This window comes from Ornithinimicrobium cerasi, assembly GCF_003702705.1.
Classification (GTDB): Bacteria; Actinomycetota; Actinomycetes; order Actinomycetales; family Dermatophilaceae; genus Ornithinicoccus; species Ornithinicoccus cerasi.
The window spans coordinates 124,520-141,181 of record NZ_QZMN01000007.1 but is presented as its reverse complement, the minus strand read 5'-3'; the positions used below and the strand labels follow the sequence as shown (position 1 = coordinate 141,181).

The window sequence follows — 16,662 nt, the reverse complement described above, 5'->3', positions numbered from 1 at the left end:
GGTCAGGACTGCTCGTCCGCCAGGAGGTCGAACCGGACCATGTCCTCCACCGTGCCGTCACCGAGCGTCTCCGCGAGCCGGTCCCGGCCCACCTCGGTCATCCCCAGGGCGAGGGCCACCCGCTGGCTGGCCACGTTGCTCCCCGCGGTCCGCAGCAGGACGCGGCGCAGACCCAGGCCGCCGTCCGTCGCGGGCGAGAACCCGTGACCGACCGCCGCGCGCACCGCTGCCCTCATGGCGCCCCGACCGCGGGCCTCGGGGTGGAGCCAATACCCCACCTCGCCCTGGCCGCTCGCAGGAGCGAGCCCCATGAGGCTCACCGCACCGAGGCACCGGTCGGTCGAGGGGTCCGCCGCGCACCAGGACACCTCCGTCCCCCGCGCGGCGGCGTCGCGCACGGTGTCGACGAACACCAGCGCCTCACCCATGCCGTAGGGGCTCGGGAGCGCAGGCAGGTAGCGCCGGGTCAGCGGGTCGGTGCACGCCTCGACGACCCGTGGCGCGTCCTCGTGCCGCCAGGGCCGCAGCACCACGTCAGCACCGTGCAGGGTGGGCACCACCAGCCACGGGTATGCCGCCTCCCTCGCCTCGTCGTGGCGCAGGGTGGAGATCCACCCGTCCCGCGGCACCTGCTCGGTGCCGTGGCCAGGCATCAGACCCCGGACCCGCTGGGGCGGGCTGAAGCCGAGCCGCCAGGCGACCCGGCGGGAGGCCCAGTTGCCGACCTCGGCGCGCCAGCGGGCGGTGTGCACCCCGTCGTCGCGGAAGCCGTGGTCGAGGGCCAGCCGGACGGCACGGACCGCCAGACCGCGGCCGCGGGAGGCGGGGTGGACGGCATACCCGACCTCGACCGCCCCGTGCCCGTCGGGGCGGTACTCCACGGTGCCGGCCGCACGCCATACCCCGCCGTCGTGCACCTCGACCACCCACTGGCGCGGTGTCCACGGGCGGGGGTCGGCCCACCGCTCCATCGCCACCGCCACCCAGCTCTCCGCAGCACCAGGGCTGCCGGTGGGGGAGGCGTCTCCCCAGCGCAGGCACTCGGCGTCCTGACCCAGCTCCACGAGCATCGGGACGTGGTCGCGGCGCGGCGGGACCAGCCGGACCTCGGCGTCGAGGAGGGCCGGGGCGCCCTGTGGTACGGCCTGCGGGCCCATGCCGGTTAGCCTAGACGCGTGCCGAACCTCTTCGAGAAGATCCTGCGCGCCGGCGAGAAGACCGCGCTGCGCCGTCTGGAGACCATCGCCAAGCAGGTGAACGCCCTCGAGGAGGACTTCGAGGGGCTCACCGACACCGAGCTGCGGGAGGAGACCGCGAAGTTCCGGGCGAGGCTCGCCGGCGGCGAGACGGTCGACCAGCTGCTTCCGGAGGCCTTCGCCGCGGTCCGCGAGGCGAGCAAGCGGACCATCGGCAAGCGCCACTTCGACGTGCAGCTCATGGGGGGCGCGGCCCTGCACCAGGGCAACGTGGCGGAGATGCGCACGGGCGAGGGCAAGACCCTCGTCGCCACCCTGCCCTCCTACCTCAACGCGCTCGAGGGCAAGGGCGTGCACGTCATCACGACCAACGACTACCTCGCGCAGTACCAGTCCGAGCTCATGGGGCGCGTGCACCGGGCCCTGGGTCTGGAGACGGGGTGCATCCTGTCCTCCATGACGCCGGCGCAGCGGCGCGAGCAGTATGCGCTGGACATCACCTACGGCACGAACAACGAGTTCGGTTTCGACTACCTGCGCGACAACATGGCCTGGTCGATGGCCGACCTCGTGCAGCGCGGTCACAACTTCGCGATCGTCGACGAGGTGGACTCGATCCTCATCGACGAGGCCAGGACGCCGCTGATCATCTCCGGCCCCGCCGACCAGGCCACCAAGTGGTACACCGAGTTCAGCAAGCTGGTGCGCAGGCTCAACCGGGGCGAGGACGGCCAGGGCGACTACGAGGTGGACGAGAAGAAGAAGACGGTGGGGGTCCTGGAGGCCGGCATCGAGAAGGTCGAGGACTACCTCGGCATCGACAACCTGTACGAGTCGGCCAACACCCCGCTCATCGGCTACCTCAACAACGCGATCAAGGCCAAGGAGCTGTTCTCCCGCGACAAGGACTACGTCGTCATGGACGGCCAGGTCATGATCGTCGACGAGCACACCGGTCGCATCCTGCCCGGGCGTCGCTACAACGAGGGCATGCACCAGGCGATCGAGGCCAAGGAGGGGGTGGAGATCAAGAACGAGAACCAGACCCTGGCCACGGTCACGCTGCAGAACTACTTCCGCATGTACGACAAGCTCGCCGGTATGACGGGTACCGCGCAGACCGAGGCCGCCGAGCTGCACCAGATCTACAAGGTGGGCGTGATCTCGATCCCGACCAACCGGCCCATGATCCGCAAGGACCTGGCCGACAAGGTGTACCGCACCGAGGAGTCGAAGTTCGGGGCCGTCGTCGAGGACATCGCCGATCGGTTCCGCGCGGGCCAGCCGGTGCTGGTCGGCACCACCTCGGTCGCCAAGTCCGAGTACCTCTCCGACCAGCTGCGTCGGCGGGGGGTCAAGCACGAGGTGCTCAACGCCAAGCACCACGAGCGGGAGGCCGCGATCGTCGCCGAGGCCGGCCGCAAGGGTGCGGTGACGGTCGCCACCAACATGGCCGGCCGCGGCACCGACATCATGCTCGGCGGCAACCCCGAGTTCCGCGCGGTCAACGCCCTGCGGGCCCAGGGGCTGGACCCGCACGAGACCCCGGAGGAGTACGAGGCTGCCTGGGACGCCACGCTGCGCCAGGCGGAGGAGTCGGTGGCCGCCGAGCACGACGAGGTCACCGAGCTCGGCGGCCTCTACGTGCTGGGCACCGAGCGCCACGAGTCCCGACGGATCGACAACCAGCTGCGCGGCCGGTCCGGGCGTCAGGGCGACCCCGGTGAGTCGCGGTTCTACCTCTCCCTCCAGGACGACCTGATGCGGATGTTCAACGCGGGGATGGTCGACCGCGTGATGTCCATGACCGGCCTGTCGGACGACGTGCCGATCGAGGCCAAGATGGTGACCCGCTCGATCGCCGGCGCCCAGGCCCAGGTCGAGGCCCAGCACTTCGAGACCCGCAAGAACGTCCTGAAGTACGACGACGTGCTCAACCGGCAGCGTGAGGTCATCTATGCCGAGCGTCGGAGGGTGCTGGCGGGGGCCGACCTGCACGAGCAGGTCCGCGACTTCATCAACGACGTGGTGGCGGACTTCGTCACGGTGTCCGCCGGACAGGGCCTCACCGACGGGCTCGACCTGGACCAGCTCTGGGAGGACCTGCGTCAGGTCTACCCGGTCGGCCAGTCGGTCGAGGACGTCGTCGCCGAGGCGGGAGGACGCAGCGGCGTGACGACCCAGCTGCTCGTCGAGGTCCTCACCTCCGACGCCCAGCACGCCTACGACGCCCGGGAGGAGAGCGTGGGCCCGGAGCTGATGCGGGACGTGGAGCGGCGGGTGGTGCTGCAGGTGCTGGACCGCAAGTGGCGCGAGCACCTCTACGAGATGGACTACCTCAAGGAGGGCATCGGGCTGAGGGCGATGGCCCAGCGCGAGCCCCTCGTGGAGTACCAGCGCGAGGGCTACCAGCTGTTCCAGGCGATGATGGAGGCCATCAAGGAGGAGGCGGTGCGCTTCCTCTTCCACGCCGAGGTCAAGGCGGCCGAGCAGCCCGAGCAGCCCGTCGCGCAGGGCCAGCTGACCTTCGTGGCCCCCAGCGAGGACGGTGAGGCCGAGGTCCGGCCGGTGCGTCCGGACGGCAGCCTGCCGGAGGACGACGCGACCGAGGCGACATCCACGTCCTCGGGCAACCGCGCCGAGCGTCGCAAGGCGCGTCGCCGCAGCTGAGGGCTCAGCCGAGCTCCCAGGCGGTGATGAGCCAGCGGCCGTCCACCCCGCACATCCGCACCGCCAGGGCCCGGACCCGCCCGTCCGACCAGACGACGGCCGACACCTCGCACACCCCGTCCGCGGGGAGGCAGGTGAGCAGCGTGCGCACCACCGGCGGGCGGTGTGCCCGACGGCCCCGCCGTCGGGCCAGCTGACCGCGCCGCTGGGCGCGCTCGCGGATCTCGGGCACCACCCAGCGGGACAGCTGGTCCGCGGAGCGGGTGCCGTCGTAGGTCTCGAGCACCGCCTGAATCATCCGCCGTGCCCAGGCGCCAGGTTCGGGCAGCTCGGGGGTGGGTGTCGCCTGCGGGCCGAAGAAGCTGTCGACCGAGCGGTCGCGGAAGTCGACGGCCAGGCTGCCCTGGACGTAGGGGCCGGTCGTCGCCGCGACCGCGTCGTCGCCCCAGTCCGGTCCCGGGCTCCTCGGGTCCGTCCGTGGCGCCGGCACCAGTCGCATCACTGCTGGCCGGCCGGAGCTGGCGGTCGCGTGCGCGGTGCTCACCGCGTCACCCCGGCGGAGGGCACGACCAGGCGCTGTCCGGGACGGATCAGGTCGGGGTCGTCGCCGATGACGACGCGGTTGGCGGCGTACCAGCGGGGCCAGGCCTCGGCGACGTCCTGGTCGGTGGCCTGCTCGCCGAGGTGACGGGCCGCGATGGCCCAGAGCGTGTCGCCCCGGTGGACGACGACGTGGTCGAGCGGCTCGGTGAAGGACGTGCCGAGCAGGCCCACCTCGCCGGAGGTCCGCGGAGCCGGCTCGGCCCGGGTCGGGGTCCACCCGGGCTCCGGGAGGGCGGCGCGGGTGACGGGAGCCCGCTCGCTCCCCTCGGACACGTCGCCAGGGTGCCCGGCGTCCGCGACGGTGGTGGGTCCGCCGGGACCGGCCACTGCTGCGACGGGCAGGACCACGGCGACGGGGTGGGGTGGCGTCGCGCCGGCCACGGCGGGGGTGGCGCCGACCGCGCCGAGGACCAGCAGCCAGGTGGCCACCCGGCGGGTGAGGGGTGCCGGCCCGGCGCAGACCCGTCCCCGTCGCAGGTCCGCGACCTCCGGTGCCCCGCGGAGGAGGGTCACGGTGGCCACCGCCAGCACCAGCGACATCCAGGCGCTCGCCGCCGCCGCGGCCGCGGTGGTCAGCACCCCCAGCCCGCCCGCGACCGGCTGGCTGCCCCACCCCTCCCAGGTCGAGAGCGTGACCTCGACGAGCCCCAGGGCGAGCGCCCCCGCGAGCACAGCACCCCCGCCGCCGAGTGCCGCGCCCCGTCTCACACGCCTGTCCATCGCCCCTCCATGCTTCATCCGCGTACGTTTGCACTCGTTTGCGTCACTCTACGGTCGGATGAACAGCGGCGGCAAGGCCTGTGGACAGTCTCGGCACGCCAGACCGGTGCTGGCACGATGGGCGCATGAGATGGGAGCGGCTCTTCGAGGACCTCGACGCGCAGGTGGAGCTGCTCGCACGTCAGGAGCTGGCCGCCGAGGTCGTCGAGCACACCCGCGCCGAGCGTGGTCAGGTCCAGCTGGGATCACGCCTCGCCGCGGCCGTGGGGGACGGCGTGCGCGTCAAGGTGGTGGGCCTGGGATGGCTGGCGGCGCGGATCCTCGACGTCGGGGCCGGCTGGCTGCTCCTGGAGGGCGAGGCCGCGGTGGCCGGTCGGGGCCGGGAGCTGCTGGTGCCGACCGATGCGCTGCTGGGGGTCGAGGGCCTGGAGCGGGTGGTGGACGCCCGACGCTCCGCCGCCAGCCGACGTTTCGGACTCACCCACGCGCTCCGCGCGGTGAGCCGGGACCGGGCCACGGTCCGGGTGCACGACCGGTCCGGCGACCACGTCACAGGCACCATCGACCGGGTGCTCGCCGACCACCTCGACCTGACCCGGCACGCGGACGACGAGGCGAGGCGCCCAGGCGCGGTCAGGGGGACGCTGAGCCTCCCCTACGCGGCGGTGGCAGCGGTGCGCCGGCTCTGACCCGACGGTGGGTACGGACCCCCTCGATCCTGTCGGGCGGGTGGTCTCAGTCGAGCTGTGTGCCGTGCCGGATGCTCTCGCGGGTCTGGGCGTACATCCGCTGGATGTACGCCTCGAGCTCGGAGGTCTCGACCCGCCAGACCCCGCGTCCGCCGAGCTTGACCCCCTGCAGGTCGCCCGAGCGGACCAGTGCCTTGACCTGGGACAGCGAGACGTTGAGGGTCTCCGCCACGTCGGTCAGGGTGAGGAAGCGGGGGGTCGCCACCGGTCGGGCTCCTTTCGGTCCGTCTCCCGCCGATCTTACGGACCTCGACCCCTGCGGGCGGCCAGCCTGTGGACGGGCTGGGACACACCCGCCCCCACCGGGTAGCGTGACCCGGGCCGAGGGGCCAAGGACGAGAAGCACGGGGAGCACCACATGCCGACGCCGACGTTGACGTCACGGGCCGGGACCGCACGAGGGGCGGGCGCACCGGAGGCCGCGCGACCCGCGCGCCGGCTCGAGCCGCCCAGCTGGAAGGACCTGCGCCTCGTCGTCGGGGTGCTGCTGGTCCTGCTGTCCGTCGCGGGCGGCATCCGACTCGTCGCCTCGCTCGACGACACCACACCGGTGTACGTCGCCGCCCGCGACCTGCTGCCGGGCCAGCCGGTCCGGGAGGGGGACCTCGTGCCGGTCCAGGTGCGGCTCGGGGACGCCGCGGCCCGCTACGTCGACGGCACGGCCCCGATCACGACCGGCACGCACCTCCTCCGGCCCGTGGCGACAGGTGAGCTGGTGCCGTCCGCGGCGCTCGGCACCGCGCGCCAGGCGCTGGACAAGACGGTGAGCGTGCCCGTCGACACGGTCGCCGCCCGGTCCTTGGTGCAGGGGGCGGTGGTCGACGTGTGGGTCAGCCGTCGCGACCCAGACGCGGTGGGCGAGGCCTACGTCGACCCGGAGCTGCTGCTGGGTGGGGCCGTGCTGGACCGGGTGCCCGCCGAGAGCTCCGGGCTGGGAGCCGGGCTGGGGCGGACCGCGGTGCAGGTGGTGGTCCCCGCGGACCGGGTCGGGGACGTCATCGCGGCGGTGGACCAGGGGGCTCGCGTGACCCTGGTGCCGGCACCCCGTGCCGTCCCGCAGGAGGGCGGCCGGTGACCCTGCCCCTGCTGACGGCGGTCGCGCCGCGCTGGGAGGTGGACCTCGCCGCGGCCCTGTCGCGCTCGGAGCACGTGCACGTGGCCCGCCGGTGCGCCGACGTCGCCGAGCTGCTCGGCGTGGCCGCCGCAGGCCTGGGCCGGGTGGCGGTGGTGTCCTGCGACCTGCGTGGCCTCGACCGTCCCGTGCTCGACATGCTCGCCACCCACGGACTGGTCGTGCTGGGGGTCCATCCGCCGGGTGACGAGGCGGGTGCACGGACCCTCCGGCGGTGGGGCTGCCCGGCCGTGCTGCCGGCCGACAGCCCCCCGGCGGACCTCGACGCCGCCCTCGAGGAGCTGCTGCGCGGGCCGGCCGACCGACCCTCGGGTGCCCTGCTCGACGCGGGCCGCCAGGAGGGCGTGGGCCGCGAGACCGGTCAGGGCGACCCTGCGGGACCGGTCACCGAGGGCGTCGCCGACCCCGGCCGGGGAACGGCATACCAAGAGCTGGACGAGGAGATCGAGGACCTCCTCTCGGCGCAGGAGGGCAACGGCCTGCAGGAGCCGGAGGGCGGCGACCGGGCGGGCGGGGTGGTCGTCGTGTGGGGCCCGACCGGCAGCCCCGGCCGGACGACCGTCGCGGTCAACCTGGCGGCCGAGCTGGCGGACCCGCTGCACCCGGTCCTCCTCGTCGACGCGGACACCTACGGTGCCAGCGTGGGGCAGCACCTCGCCGTCCTGGACGAGGTGCCGGGTGTCGCGGCGGCGACACGGGCAGCCGACCAGGGCACGCTCGACCGCGCCGCCCTCGCCCGTATCGCACCGGGTGCGGGGCCGGGGCTGCGCGTCCTCACCGGCCTGCCGCGGTCGGACAGGTGGCCCGAGCTGCGGGACGTCGCGCTCGCCGACGTCCTCCAGCGCGGGCGCGAGATCGCCCGGTGGACGGTCGTGGACGTGGCCCCCTACCTGGAGCAGGACGAGGAGCTCTCCTTCGACACCCTCGCCCCGCGGCGCAACGGCGCCACCCTCACCGCGCTCGAGGCGGCGGACACGGTGGTCGTCGTCGGCGCCGGCGACCCCGTGGGTCTGCAGCGCCTGGTCCGCGGGCTCGACCTGCTCCAAGCGGTGTGCGACGCCCCGCGGGTCGTCGTCGTCAACCGCGTCCGTCCTGGCCCCGTGGGCCCGGACCCCGGCCGACGGATCACCGAGGCGCTGGAGCGCTTCGCCGGGGTGTCACCCGCCGAGCTCGTCCCCGACGACCGGGACGCGGTCGACGCGGCCCTCCTGCAGGGCCGGGTCCTGCGCGAGGTCCGTCCGTCGAGCCCCGCGCGTGCCGCGATGGTGCGCCTGGCCGACCGGGTGGGGGAGCGGGGCGAGGAGGCGGGTTCCGCCGCCACCCGCCGACGCGGGCGACGCCGGCACGGGCGCACCTCGACCGCGTGATCGTGACATGACCCGGTCTGCGACGATGTGGCCGGTGCGAGGGACGCCCCGTCCCTGCCCAGGAGGTGCGGAATGACGACGGTGCGCTGCTACGTGCCCCTGAGCCCCGACCAGCTCGAGACGCTGCGGACCGAGCGGCGGCTCGCGGGACCGCTCGCGGCGACGACCGTCACGGCGGCCGTGCGCGGGGCCCTCCCGACCGGCGACGCCGAGGAGTGGGAGTACGCCGCCCTCCAGGAGGCGGCCGCCGGCCAGGCCGCCGGAGGAGCTCCGGTCATCCTCGCGGCCGTCGACCTCACCGAGGACCGGGTCGACCTCCAGGACGGGGGCGAGGACGCCTCGGTCACGGTCGGGGACATCGACCTGCCCCGGGTCGCAGCCCTCCACGTCGGTGACGACGTCGTCACCGGCGGGGCGGCGGCGCTCCCGTCGGCCCACGAGGAGCTCGAGCTGTCCTGGTACGACACGACCGAGATCGGTCACGTCGTCGAGCTCTCCCGGGCGCTGGGGCCCAGGTCGGACCCCGGCGCCTGATCCGCATACCCTGGGGCAGAGCCAGCCCCCACCCCGGACGGAGATCCATGGACGCCATCGTCGACGTACCTGTCCCGCAGAACGAGCCGGTGCGCACCTATGCGCCCGGGACGTCGGAGCGCGCCGAGCTCGAGGTGGCCCTCGCTCAGCTGTCGGCCACGCCGGTGACCCTGCCGCACGTGATCGGGGGTGAGGAGGTGGTCGGGACCGGCCCCGAGATCGAGGTGCGACAGCCGCACGCCCACGCCGAGGTCCTCGGGACCCTCCGTGACGGCACCGCCCAGGAGGCCGACGCCGCGGCCGCCGCCGCTCTGGAGGCGGGTGGCGCCTGGCGCGGCCTGCCCTTCGAGGAGCGCGCCGCCGTCCTGCTCAAGGCCGCCGACCTGCTCTCCGGCCCCTGGCGGGCGAGGATGAACGCCGCGACCATGCTCGGCCAGAGCAAGACCGTCCACCAGGCCGAGATCGACGCCGCCTGCGAGCTCGCCGACTTCTGGCGGTTCAACGTGCACTACGCCCGGCAGCTGCTGGCCGAGCAGCCGATCCGCAACGCCCCGGGCACGTGGAACCGGATCGACCAGCGGCCCCTGGAGGGTTTCGTCTACGCCGTCACCCCCTTCAACTTCACCGCGATCGGCGGCAACCTGCCCACGGCCCCGGCCCTGATGGGCAACACGGTCGTCTGGAAGCCGGCCACCACCCAGCAGCGCGCCGCGAGCATGACCATGGAGCTGCTGCAGGCCGCCGGTCTGCCCGACGGCGTCGTCAACATGGTGACGGGCACCGGGCCGGCGATCAGCGACGCCCTCCTGCAGCACCACGACCTGGCCGGCATCCACTTCACCGGCTCCACCGCGGTCTTCAACATGTTCTGGCGGGAGATCGGCACCAACCTCGCCCGGTACCGCTCCTACCCCCGGATCGTCGGCGAGACCGGCGGCAAGGACTTCGTCGTGGCCCACCCCAGCGCCGACCTCGACGTGCTCCGGACCGCCCTGGTGCGGGGGGCGTTCGAGTACCAGGGCCAGAAGTGCTCGGCCGCCTCCCGCGCCTACGTGCCCGCCTCGCTCTGGGGGCGGCTGCGCGACGAGCTCGCCGCGATCACGGACGCCCTGCCGGTCGGTGACGTGCGCGACCTGTCCAACTTCATGGGCGCCGTCATCGACGAGAAGGCCTTCAGCAAGCACCGCGCCGTCATCGACGCCGCCCACGCCGACGAGCAGGTCGAGATCGTGGCCGGCGGCACCTACGACGACTCCGTCGGCTGGTTCGTCCGGCCGACCGTCGCGGTCGTGCAGGACCCCGCGCACGAGATGGTCACCACGGAGTACTTCGGGCCGATCCTCACGGTGCACGTCTACCAGGACCGGGACTGGGACACGATGCTCGACCAGATGGAGTCCGTGGCGCCGTACGCGCTGACGGGGGCCATCATCTCCCAGGACCGTGCAGCCGTGGTCGAGGCCACCGCCAGGCTGCGCTTCGCCGCCGGCAACTTCTACGTCAACGACAAGCCCACCGGCGCCGTGGTGGGTCAGCAGCCGTTCGGCGGCGCCCGGTCCTCCGGCACCAACGACAAGGCGGGCTCGGCCGCCAACCTCCAGCGCTGGATCAACACGCGCGTCATCAAGGAGACGTTCGTGCCGGCGACCGACCACCGCTACCCGCACATGGGCTGAGGGACGGCCCGGCGGCCGGGCTGCTCCTCAGTGAGCCGCGAGCCACTCCTGGGCGACCTGCTTCTCGAGCTGGACGACCTCGTGGATCTGCGGGGCCACCGCCGCCTCGATCCGGCGACCCAGGAACGGGACGTTGGCCTCGAGGTCACCGTCGACGACCTGCTCGGTGGTCCCCTCCTGCGGGCCGCGCCGCAGGTGCACGCCCCCGAGAAAACGCACCGGTGTGCCCGGGACGTCCAGGGACATGGCGCCCTCGCGCTCGCCGTCTTCGTCCGCCGGCCCCCAGCGCAGCGTCTCCACGATCAGGAGCTGCGGACCGACGAACGCCCGCGCGAAGTCCGGCACGCCGGTGGTGGGCAGGTGGCGCCGGGTGGTGACCACGGTGGCCCCGTCCTGCTCCTCGACGGTGACGGTCTCGTCGGTCGCGCCCGCCCGCTCGCAGCGCAGCGTCTGGTATGCCGGGTCGACGAGCATGGCATAGGTGCGGTGGACGTCGACAGGGTGCACGACGGTCTCGGTGATCCTCATGGCGCACAACCTACGCCCCGCGCCGGGCGGCGTGCCCCCTCACCCGAGCGCGTGGAGCCGCCGCTGCAGTCCGTGCAGCTCGCGCAGGACGACGCTCTTGTCGCCCGGCCGCAGGCGGCCCGCCCTGTCCCGCTCCGCGCAGCGCGCGAGCAGGTCCGCCAGGTCCAGCGCCACCTCCCCGGCCGCCACCGCCCAGCCCCGGGCGTCCCCGAGCAGCGCCGAGCCGGCGCGGCGCAACGCTGGGGTGGCCGCCCGGCAGGAGGCGTGGTCGAGCCGGCCGACCGTCCCCCCGATCGCCCCGACGACCGCCGGGCGCGGCGTCGGGACCGGCCTCCCCGAGCCGAGGTCGACGAGCAGGTGGCAGATCACGTCCACCAGGGCGTCGACGAGCACCGTCGCCTCCGGCCAGCCCAGGTCCGCCCCGGTCCCCTGCAGGTCCTCGACGAGGGCCAGCGACACGGCGAGACCGACCTGGCGGTCGACCTCCTCCCGCTCCCCGGCACCCCGTCCACCGCTCTCCTGGCGGGCCTCGACGGGACCACGCGGGGCGCGGGACATGGCCCGAGTCTAGGTCGCCCCGGCCCACCGTGGACCGACTTGTCCCCAGGCCCCGACCCCGTCGCTCCGCCGGGTACTGTGGTGGCGGCGCACGACGAGGTGCGCGGCCGGCCATGACCGAGGAGTGCTTGTTCGCAATGGGGTTGCCCGACACGCTGATCGACCGCTTTTTCCATCACGCGACCGACGAGGCCACCCGCCGCGCGCCGGCGCAGCTCGAGGCGATCGCCACGTCGATGGCCGAGCTGGCCGCGGGCCGCGTCCCCGGCCGCGCCGCCGTTCGGGTGATCAACCCCTCGACGGAGGAGCAGGGGTGGTCCAGCCGGCACACCGCCGTCCAGGTGGTCACCGACGACATGCCCTTCCTCGTGGACTCGGTGCTGGGTGAGGTCGCCCGGCACGGTCTGCAGGTCCACCAGCTGCTCCACCCCCAGCTCGTCGTGGACGAGGACGGGGCCGTCCTGCCCGTCGAGCCGCGCGACGCCGGACCCGGCCAGCGGACGGAGTCCTGGATCCTCGTGGAGACCGAGCGGGTGCGTCGGCCGGAGGACCTCGAGGCCCTGGCCCGCGGGGTGGAGAGCGTCCTCGTCGACGTGCGCAGAGCCATCGAGGACTGGCCCTCGATGCGTCAGCAGGCCCGGGGGATCATCGCCGAGCTCGAGCTCGCGCCACCGTCGACGGTCGACCCGACCACGGTGCAGCCGGTGGTCGACTTCATGCGCTGGCTCGACGACCACCACTTCACCTACCTGGGCTACCGCTCCTACGACCTCGTCGAGGAGGAGGACGCGGCATACCTGCGCTCCGTCCCGGGCAGCGGGCTCGGGATCCTGCGCGACGAGCGGGGCGCCCCCGCCACCCTGAGCCAGTTGCGCCCCGAGGCGGCGGCTACCGCGCGGGAGCCGCGCCTGCTCACCGTGACCAAGTCCAACGCCCGCTCGACCGTGCACCGGTCGGTGCCGATGGACTACATCGGCATCCGGCGCTTCGACCAGCAGGGCAGGGTGGTCGGCGAGCGCCGGTTCCTGGGCCTGTTCACCCAGACGGCCTACGCGGAGTCGACCACCCGCCTGCCAGTGGCGGGCGGCAAGGTCAAGCAGATCCTGGCGAACAGCGGGTTCGCGCCCGACAGCCACTCCGGCAAGGACCTGATCAGCGTCCTCGAGGGCTTCCCGCGCGACGAGCTGTTCCAGGCCCCGGTCCAGCAGCTCGAGGCGACCGCTCTGGACGTCCTGCGACTGATGGAGCGTCCGGCGGCCCGCGTCTACGTCCGGCCGGACGAGTTCGGCAGGTTCGTCAGCTGCGTGGTGTTCCTGCCCCGCGACCGCTACAACACCTCCTCCCGGCTGCGCGTCCAGGCGCTGCTCGAGGAGACCTTCGTCGGGGAGCTGTCCGACTACGCCACGCGGGTGGGTGACTCCCCGCTGGCGCAGCTGCACTACGTCATCCGCCTGCCCAAGGACCGCACGGCGCCGCCGGTCGACCTGGACGCGCTCCAGCAGCGGCTGGCCGAGGTCACCACCACCTGGGTGGAGGGCCTGACCGAGGCGCTGGCCACGCACCTCGCCGACGAGACGCAGGTGGGAGACCTCGTCGCCCGCTACGCGACCGCGTTCCCGGAGGCCTACAAGGAGGACTTCGACGAGGAGACGGCCTACTTCGACATCACCCGGCTGGTCGACCTGGAGGCCGACGGCGCCGACGCCCGCCCCCACCTCTACCGCGAGCCGGAGGACGACGAGGCCGAGCGGCGGCTGAAGTTCTACCGCGTCCAGGAGGTCTCGCTCACCGACGTGCTGCCCGTCTTCGCCGACCTCGGCCTGGAGGTGACGGTCCAGCGTCCGTACGAGCTGCGCACGGGCGAGGACACGAGCTACATCTATGACTTCGGGCTGCGTGCCCCGTCCGAGGCGGTGTGGGCCGGTGACGCGCGGCGCACGGAGGAGGAGGTGGCCTCCGCGTTCGAGGACGCCTTCTCCGCGGTATGGAGCGGCGCGGCCGAGTCCGACAAGCTCAACTCCCTGGTCCTCACCGCAGGACTCGACTGGCGCAGCGTGGTCATCCTGCGCACCCTGGTGCGGTACGTGCGGCAGATCGGGACGCACAGCCTGGAGTACATCGAGGAGGCGCTCGTCGCCAACCCCGCGATCGCCCGTCAGCTGGTCGCCCTCTTCGCCGCCCGCTTCGACCCCGACCTCGGTCTGGACGAGGAGGCACGGCGCGCGCGCACGCAGGAGCTCGAGGAGCAGACAGGGACCGCGCTGGACGAGGTGGCCAGCCTCGACCAGGACCGCATCCTGCGCTCCCTCGTCGCCCTGGTCGGGGCCTCGGTACGCACCAACTTCTATCAGCGCGACGCGGAGGGTGCGGCCAAGGCCCACGTGGCGCTGAAGCTCCTCCCGCGCGAGCTCGTGATGCTGCCCGAGCCCCGTCCCGCCTACGAGATCTGGGTCTACGCCCCCCGGGTGGAGGGTGCGCACCTGCGCTTCGGGCCGGTCGCCCGCGGCGGGCTCCGGTGGAGCGACCGCCGGGAGGACTTCCGCACCGAGGTCCTGGGGCTGGTCAAGGCGCAGATGGTCAAGAACGCGGTGATCGTCCCGACCGGGTCGAAGGGGGCCTTCTTCCCCAAGCAGATGCCCCCCGCCTCCGACCGCGAGGCGTGGCTGGCGGAGGGGCGGGCCGCCTACACGACGTTCATCTCCGGGCTGCTCGACATCACCGACAACCGGACCCCCGAGGGCGTGGCGCCCCCGGACCGCGTCGTGCGGCACGACGGGGACGACACCTACCTCGTCGTCGCGGCCGACAAGGGGACGGCCACGTTCTCGGACCTGGCCAACGGCATCGCGCGCAGCTATGGGTTCTGGCTCGACGACGCGTTCGCCTCCGGGGGCTCCGCGGGCTACGACCACAAGGAGATGGGCATCACCGCCCGGGGCGCCTGGGAGTCGGTCAAGCGCCACTTCCGCGAGCTCGGCCTGGACACGCAGACGGAGGACTTCACCGTCGTCGGGGTCGGCGACATGAGCGGCGACGTGTTCGGAAACGGCATGCTCCTCTCGGAGCACATCCGGCTGGTGGCCGCCTTCGACCACCGGCACATCTTCCTCGACCCCGACCCCGACGCCGCGTCCACGTTCCGCGAGCGGCAGCGGATGTTCGAGCTGCCCGGCTCGAGCTGGGAGGACTACGACACGAGCCTGATCAGCGAGGGAGGCGGGGTCTACCCGCGCACCGCGAAGTCGGTCCCCGTCAGCCCCCAGGTCCGCAGCAGCCTGGGCATCGCCGAGGACGTCACGGCCATGCCCCCGGCCGACCTCCTTCGCGCCATCCTGCTGGCCGACGTGGACCTGCTGTGGAACGGCGGCATCGGCACCTACGTCAAGGCGTCCACGCAGTCCCACGCCGAGATCGGGGACCGCGCCAACGACGCCATCCGCGTCGACGGGCAGGACCTGCGCGTGCGGGTCGTCGGCGAGGGGGGCAACCTCGGGCTGAGCCAGCTCGGCCGGGTGGAGGCCGCCCTGCGCGGCGTGCACGTCAACACCGACGCGATCGACAACTCCGCGGGCGTGGACAGCTCCGACCACGAGGTCAACATCAAGATCGCCCTCACCCCCCTGGTCACCGAGGGCCGCATGACGATGGAGGACCGGGACGCGCTGCTGTCCTCGATGACGGAGGAGGTCGCGGCCAAGGTGCTGCGGCACAACTACGACCAGAACGTCCTCATCGGCAACAGCCGCATCCAGCGCGAGGTGATGGCCCCGGTGCACCGGCGCCTCATCCCCTACCTGGCCGAGAGCGCGGGCCTCGACCCGGCCCTGGAGTTCCTGCCGGACCGCAGGGAGTGGGACCGGCGTGCCAAGGAGGGCACCGGTCTGACCAGCCCGGAGTTCTCGGTGCTCGTCGCCTACGCCAAGCTCGGTCTCAAGGAGGCGCTGAACGGCAGCGGGCTGGCCGACGACCCCGCGATGACCGAGACGCTGCTCACCTACTTCCCGGAGCCGCTGCGCGAACGCGCCCACGACCAGATCCTCGGGCACCCCCTCCGGACGCAGATCATCGTCAACGAGATCGCGAACGCGATGGTCAACCGGGGTGGGGTGAGCTTCGCCTACCGGGCGGCGGACGAGACCGGTGCCACCCTGACCCAGATCGCGAGGGCGTTCCACGTCGTGCGCGCCGTCTTCGACCTGCCCGGGTACATGGCCCAGGTCGAGGCGCTGGACAACGTCGTGGACACCGACACCCAGACCGAGCTCTACCTCGAGTTCCGGCGGCTCATCGACCGTGCTGTGCGCTGGTTCCTCAACAACCGCTCGCTCAGCAGCGGGATGGACGAGGAGATCGCGCAGTTCGCGCCCAGCGTGCAGGCTCTCGTGCCGCACTTCGGGGAGATGCTGCAGGGCTCCGAGCGCGAACGGTGGCAGGAACGGGTCGACTGGGCGGAGGAGCAGGGCGTGCCTGCCCCGCTCGCCCGGCGCTACGCCGCGCTGCTGGACAGCTTCTCGCTGCTCGACGTCGTCGAGCTGGCGATGGCGATGGACCGGGACACCGAGGAGATCGCCGAGGTCTACTTCGGGGTGTCCGAGGCATTCCGCCTCGACCAGCTCCTCACCCACGTCTCCGCCCTGCCGCGCACGGACCGGTGGTCCTCGCTCGCCCGCGGCGCGCTCCGTGACGACATCTACGGCGTGATGCGGGGCCTCGCGAGGACGGTGGCCGAACGCACCACCCCCGGCTCGGACTCGGTGGAGCGGGTGCGGGAGTGGATGGTGGAGAACCGGGCCGCCATCAACCGCACCAGCCAGCTGCTGGGGTCGGTGGGTGAGCTCGAGGACCCGGGTCTTGCGCCTATCTCCGTCGCGCTGCGCACGCTGCGCGGCCTGGTGCGCCAGGGGGCCGCCGGCGACTGACGGCGGGGCC

General features: G+C 73.2%; 13 protein-coding genes. 7 read left to right on the top strand and 6 right to left on the bottom strand.

Annotated features, from left to right (window positions below):
* Positions 1 to 2 precede the first annotated feature (2 nt).
* On the bottom strand, positions 3 to 1,157 hold the full coding sequence (locus D4B81_RS09875; protein WP_122262316.1) for a GNAT family N-acetyltransferase: 1,155 nt from the start codon (positions 1,155 to 1,157) through the stop codon (positions 3 to 5).
* An 18-nt stretch (positions 1,158 to 1,175) separates the two neighbouring features.
* Between D4B81_RS09875 and secA the strand changes: the two genes are divergently transcribed.
* Positions 1,176 to 3,866 (top strand): preprotein translocase subunit SecA, encoded by a 2,691-nt coding sequence (secA, locus tag D4B81_RS09870; protein WP_122262314.1) that lies wholly within the window; start codon positions 1,176 to 1,178, stop codon positions 3,864 to 3,866.
* Positions 3,867 to 3,870: 4 nt separating this feature from the next.
* Here the strand turns inward: secA and D4B81_RS09865 are convergent, their stop codons facing one another.
* Positions 3,871 to 4,410: an Rv3235 family protein gene (locus D4B81_RS09865; RefSeq protein ID WP_122262312.1), complete on the bottom strand. Its 540-nt coding sequence runs from the start codon at positions 4,408 to 4,410 to the stop codon at positions 3,871 to 3,873.
* The gene (locus D4B81_RS18505) at positions 4,407 to 5,189 is read right to left on the bottom strand and encodes a LysM peptidoglycan-binding domain-containing protein (RefSeq protein WP_202613643.1); all 783 of its coding nucleotides are present in this window, start codon (positions 5,187 to 5,189) and stop codon (positions 4,407 to 4,409) included. The genes D4B81_RS09865 and D4B81_RS18505 overlap by 4 nt, the downstream gene beginning before the upstream one ends.
* 125 nt (positions 5,190 to 5,314) lie before the next feature.
* Between D4B81_RS18505 and D4B81_RS09855 the strand changes: the two genes are divergently transcribed.
* On the top strand, positions 5,315 to 5,878 hold the full coding sequence (locus D4B81_RS09855) for a hypothetical protein (RefSeq protein ID WP_122262310.1): 564 nt from the start codon (positions 5,315 to 5,317) through the stop codon (positions 5,876 to 5,878).
* Between the two features lie 46 nt (positions 5,879 to 5,924).
* Here D4B81_RS09855 and D4B81_RS09850 read toward each other — a convergent pair whose 3' ends face one another.
* Positions 5,925 to 6,143 (bottom strand): helix-turn-helix domain-containing protein, encoded by a 219-nt coding sequence (locus D4B81_RS09850; RefSeq protein ID WP_122262308.1) that lies wholly within the window; start codon positions 6,141 to 6,143, stop codon positions 5,925 to 5,927.
* A gap of 153 nt (positions 6,144 to 6,296) precedes the next feature.
* On the opposite strand from D4B81_RS09850, the gene D4B81_RS09845 reads away from it, so the two are divergent.
* The 4 genes from D4B81_RS09845 (at position 6,297) to pruA (ending at position 10,647) form a co-directional block, all read left to right on the top strand.
* Positions 6,297 to 7,013 carry an SAF domain-containing protein gene (locus D4B81_RS09845; protein WP_097186740.1) on the top strand — a complete coding sequence of 239 codons (717 nt, stop codon included), beginning with the start codon at positions 6,297 to 6,299 and terminating at the stop codon, positions 7,011 to 7,013.
* Positions 7,010 to 8,437, top strand: coding sequence for a CpaE/TadZ family protein (locus D4B81_RS09840; protein WP_202613642.1), 1,428 nt, complete (start codon positions 7,010 to 7,012; stop codon positions 8,435 to 8,437). Before D4B81_RS09845 ends, D4B81_RS09840 begins: the two co-directional genes overlap by 4 nt.
* A gap of 72 nt (positions 8,438 to 8,509) precedes the next feature.
* Entirely contained in the window at positions 8,510 to 8,971 is a 462-nt protein-coding gene (locus tag D4B81_RS18100; protein WP_161965102.1) for a DUF6912 family protein, read from the top strand.
* A gap of 47 nt (positions 8,972 to 9,018) precedes the next feature.
* The gene (gene pruA, locus D4B81_RS09830) at positions 9,019 to 10,647 is read left to right on the top strand and encodes an L-glutamate gamma-semialdehyde dehydrogenase (RefSeq protein ID WP_122262306.1); all 1,629 of its coding nucleotides are present in this window, start codon (positions 9,019 to 9,021) and stop codon (positions 10,645 to 10,647) included.
* A 27-nt stretch (positions 10,648 to 10,674) separates the two neighbouring features.
* On the opposite strand, the gene D4B81_RS09825 is transcribed toward pruA, so the two are convergent.
* Together D4B81_RS09825 and D4B81_RS09820 are read right to left on the bottom strand one after the other, a co-directional pair.
* Complete coding sequence (locus D4B81_RS09825; RefSeq protein ID WP_097186736.1) at positions 10,675 to 11,175, bottom strand: DUF2505 domain-containing protein; 501 nt, start codon at positions 11,173 to 11,175, stop codon at positions 10,675 to 10,677.
* A gap of 39 nt (positions 11,176 to 11,214) precedes the next feature.
* Positions 11,215 to 11,733, bottom strand: a complete 519-nt coding sequence (locus tag D4B81_RS09820; RefSeq protein WP_122262304.1) for a hypothetical protein — start codon at positions 11,731 to 11,733, stop codon at positions 11,215 to 11,217.
* 137 nt (positions 11,734 to 11,870) lie between these two features.
* Here D4B81_RS09820 and D4B81_RS09815 point away from each other — a divergent pair, with 137 nt between their 5' ends.
* Entirely contained in the window at positions 11,871 to 16,652 is a 4,782-nt protein-coding gene (locus tag D4B81_RS09815) for an NAD-glutamate dehydrogenase (protein WP_122262302.1), read from the top strand.
* Positions 16,653 to 16,662: the final 10 nt, after the last annotated feature.

What these genes read in the sequence shown, in the direction of transcription:
- D4B81_RS09820 (WP_122262304.1), bottom strand. Translation starts at nt 11,733, where the DNA reads ATGTCCCGCGCCCCGCGTGGTCCCGTCGAGGCCCGCCAGGAGAGCGGT.
- D4B81_RS18100 (WP_161965102.1), top strand. Translation starts at nt 8,510, where the DNA reads ATGACGACGGTGCGCTGCTACGTGCCCCTGAGCCCCGACCAGCTCGAG.
- pruA (WP_122262306.1), top strand. Translation starts at nt 9,019, where the DNA reads ATGGACGCCATCGTCGACGTACCTGTCCCGCAGAACGAGCCGGTGCGC.
- D4B81_RS09845 (WP_097186740.1), top strand. Translation starts at nt 6,297, where the DNA reads ATGCCGACGCCGACGTTGACGTCACGGGCCGGGACCGCACGAGGGGCG.
- D4B81_RS09815 (WP_122262302.1), top strand. Translation starts at nt 11,871, where the DNA reads ATGGGGTTGCCCGACACGCTGATCGACCGCTTTTTCCATCACGCGACC.
- D4B81_RS09875 (WP_122262316.1), bottom strand. Translation starts at nt 1,157, where the DNA reads ATGGGCCCGCAGGCCGTACCACAGGGCGCCCCGGCCCTCCTCGACGCC.
- D4B81_RS18505 (WP_202613643.1), bottom strand. Translation starts at nt 5,189, where the DNA reads ATGGACAGGCGTGTGAGACGGGGCGCGGCACTCGGCGGCGGGGGTGCT.
- D4B81_RS09855 (WP_122262310.1), top strand. Translation starts at nt 5,315, where the DNA reads ATGAGATGGGAGCGGCTCTTCGAGGACCTCGACGCGCAGGTGGAGCTG.
- D4B81_RS09825 (WP_097186736.1), bottom strand. Translation starts at nt 11,175, where the DNA reads ATGAGGATCACCGAGACCGTCGTGCACCCTGTCGACGTCCACCGCACC.